This window comes from Limnohabitans sp. (assembly GCF_040400975.1).
Taxonomy (GTDB): domain Bacteria; phylum Pseudomonadota; class Gammaproteobacteria; order Burkholderiales; family Burkholderiaceae_C; genus Limnohabitans_A.
Genome location: NZ_JBBAPF010000063.1, coordinates 1 through 3,370, shown reverse-complemented (window position 1 = coordinate 3,370; position 3,370 = coordinate 1). Strand labels below are relative to the sequence as shown.

Sequence of the window (3,370 nt, the reverse complement as noted above, 5' to 3'; positions counted from 1 at the left end):
GCATCTTCTCCCTGCGCAAGGGGCACAGCATGAACAGGCGCAACGAAGCACCATCCGCGTGCTCCGAAGCGCGTGAGACGAGACGCGCACTCAGTTTCATGTGTGCGCTGATTGTGCAACACCGTGCTGGACACGTGCGTAGACAAAACTGGCCTTGACGCAGGGACCCCCCGTGAGCATGCACCTGCGCGTGCTAAAAGCACACCACACGCACCAAACACGGAGAAGCACACTCGCAAATGCTGCGATGAACGGTCTACACCATAACAAAACTGCGCAGCGGTGTATGCGCGCTGCTGCTACGTGCCTTCGCATAGCTTGGTCGTTGCTGGTCGGTGCAGAAACACAACAAAAATTGCACGTGTCTGCAAGCACAAGCGTCCTTCGCAAAAGAGTTAGCGCTCCAGCGAAGGGAGAAGCACACTATGGACACGGAGACCAAAACGGAGAAGCACACTATGGACACGGAGACCAAAACGGAGAAGCACACTATGGACACAAAACTTGTGTCGCAACAAACGAGACGTAGACAGAAATGTCTCGATCTCGATACAACCGTCCCTGTATTGCGCTCTCATGTTGCCTTTATCGATTTGCACGGCGATGAGCGGAGTGGTGCACGCCGAGCCTACGTGATGCAATCGCCTCAAGTGCGCGGCTTCTTCACCTTTCCCGCTTGCACCTGTGCTCGGGTCCCCGATCCTCGCGTTGCTGCTTTCCCCTTGGACGCATCCGCGCCTGCAACTTCTAGCAGCATAACAATCTCTGTTCCTTCTTCTACATCCTTCGAGTTGACTAGGCATGGAACCTTGGCGGATTCAGTGAGGACATGAGTGAAAGTGGGCGCCGCAATAATGCCCGATCCCGCAAGAGAATGTACGACGTTGTCATTGAGCTCCGCCAACGCAGAGTTGCACTCACCAGCGTCTGTAGAGCGCCGCACCGCCCAGAAAGGTGTATGCCATCCAGTCTTCCACGACGGGACGAGGTACAAAGTGCGCGCGCCCGTCCAGACAGGGACGCTATGCGGATGAAGGCTGTCGGTCGCCACTTGTAAATGCCCAGGTACCAGAGGTAGCAATACCAGCGTGCCGGTGCGGAACGGCCTCTCGGCGCGAACACCCATGACCTTGCCTGCACACGTGACGCTGATCTCGGCCACGCCTGGGAGCGGCAAGCATTGCGCAGCGAGAGATAGACCGTGCAACACGCGGCACTTATCCAGCAGCAAGCTGTGCGCCTCGGGGTCGGGAACGTGCTGCCAGGGAACGCCCTGTGCACAGACCGCACGCTGGGGTTCCGTCGGCCGAGGGACCAACCGGCCTTCAGCCGTATACTCTGCTAGCCTGGCCAGCAGCGATGCACCCTTCGTGTCTCTCGAACTCGCCGGCTCTGGGCATGCCAAGGGATCTGGGATGGGCAGCCCCGCCAACGCAGTGGTTTCGATAGAACTCCGTGCGCGTGCGTCGAACTGGCCAGATAGCGATTCAACCTCCTGCATCGTCCCGCTGTACCCTTCTTTGGCAAGTAGGACGCGGCCAAGCTCTATGTCGAACAGGTGAAGTTGCCGCTTGCCCTGCGGAGCATGCTTCCAGAATCCGGCCGCCTCGTACTGCGTGTGGAACCGATAGTACAACCCCTCCGCCGCCTTGCACAGATGAACCCGCTCACTGCAGAGGCGCGCCACGTGCGATGGGCCGAAGTACTCGATCCATCCGTCACGGATAATGCTTGCAGGGCACCCGCATGCAGCTTTCAGCAAGATGACACGCGCAGGCGGCGAGGGCACGCTGAGCACCACGCGGAAATGCGAATCCCGAAGGCGCCGCGCCCGCGGATTGACAAGGAGCTGGTGAAAGTCAACCAGAGGCTGCACAAAAGCATGCTCGCCACCGGCTCCCTGATCAATCACGAAGCGGAGCAGCACTTGGAACCCCGGAGCTTCAATGCCGGGAAAGCCTTCCGCTGTAAGTCTGGCGCGCACAGACTCTAGAAGCACCTCGCCGGCAGCATTCTTTTCGCTCATGCAGACACGCGACATGTGCTTGATTATCTGCATCTCGTGCATGAGCATGACTGACTTGGAGGGATCGTTCAGTGCTGCCTGGATGCACACGATTCCGTCGGGCTCTTCCTTCGAAATAGCTGAAGACAAACCTCCCACCGGAGGCCTGTGCGACGGGCAGCCGCCAACGCAGCGTCATGAGCCTCCACCAACTGAAGGCTCAATCGCCCTGAAGCGTCCGTTGCCGCAAGACATTCCAACACTGCCGCCTTTCCCAAAATGTTGCGCAGTACTTGATTGATATGCGTCGCCCCCAGACTCGAGTAGGCCAAGTATGCAACAGGAAGAGCCGCTAAACGATCGTCCGGAGACGCCGCTTCATGCCAATGGACCACCTCCACTTCTCCCGGAGCTATTTCGATGCAAACAGCTCCGTGGCACGCTTCTTCGTAATCGAACTTCCCGAACACCTGATTGAAGAGCTCCTCGCACCGTTGACCATTCACGCGAACTCCATTCCTGTTCATTGGATGAGCTGCGACCAAGGACGGTTCCAAGCAACGACGGTCGTTGCCCGTTACTGTCTGCGTGCGGTACTTGACACGCAGAGCTGCTGCCCGTTTCACAAAGCTCAACACCTGAGTGTTCCGCAGAGAACCAACATCTGCCCCGGCCATGGCTCCCGGCACAGGTGCGCAATGATAGGCAGACACAGCGACTGATCAATGCAAAAGGCCTGTCCACACAGACAGCGCGCATACATGCACGTGAGCATGAAACGACATCAGTTGCCACCGTCAGCTCTGCGCAACTTTCTCGATTGCTCCAAGTCACTGCTGGCACGCGCGAGGAATCCCGCGGCTTAAGCGCGACACGGATCTAATTTGAAAGAACTCTGGGGAGCACTACCAAAGCACACGGATGCGCCGCAGCATGGCTGTCGGTAGCCCGAAGTCCTCAGCTTCCCCGGGATGTAAACGGCGATACGAATGACCTTCCCCTCTCTTGAACTTGGTACACATGAGCACCGGCGACCCTGTGGCTGAAACGCCTGGCCGCAGTGCGCGACCGCACCCATTGCAGCGACCCCACCGTGTGGGACGCCGATGAGCACAACCCAGGCTTCGAACAGGCGTCGCCACCGGTCTGGCATCGCTGTACGGGTTGGGCATGTCGTCATTGCCATGCGCGGTCGATGGAAGCACCGGCCACATCACCGCTTCTTCCACATCTTCCTCCTCATCCACACAAAGGAAGCAAACCCGCCAACGCAGGCGAATTCTCTGCCACGGCTGAAGAAGCCGCAGTCTCCTCCACGTCCGCAGTCGCGATAAGATCGAGCACCGGCACCATTGCCTTGTCCTC

Annotated in this window: 1 protein-coding gene; it reads right to left on the bottom strand. The window is 58.6% G+C overall.

Annotated elements, in window-relative coordinates; all coding sequences use genetic code 11:
* Positions 1 to 646 precede the first annotated feature (646 nt).
* Positions 647 to 2,155 (bottom strand): hypothetical protein, encoded by a 1,509-nt coding sequence (locus ABWQ00_RS15690; protein ID WP_353239592.1) that lies wholly within the window; start codon positions 2,153 to 2,155, stop codon positions 647 to 649.
* Positions 2,156 to 3,370: the final 1,215 nt, after the last annotated feature.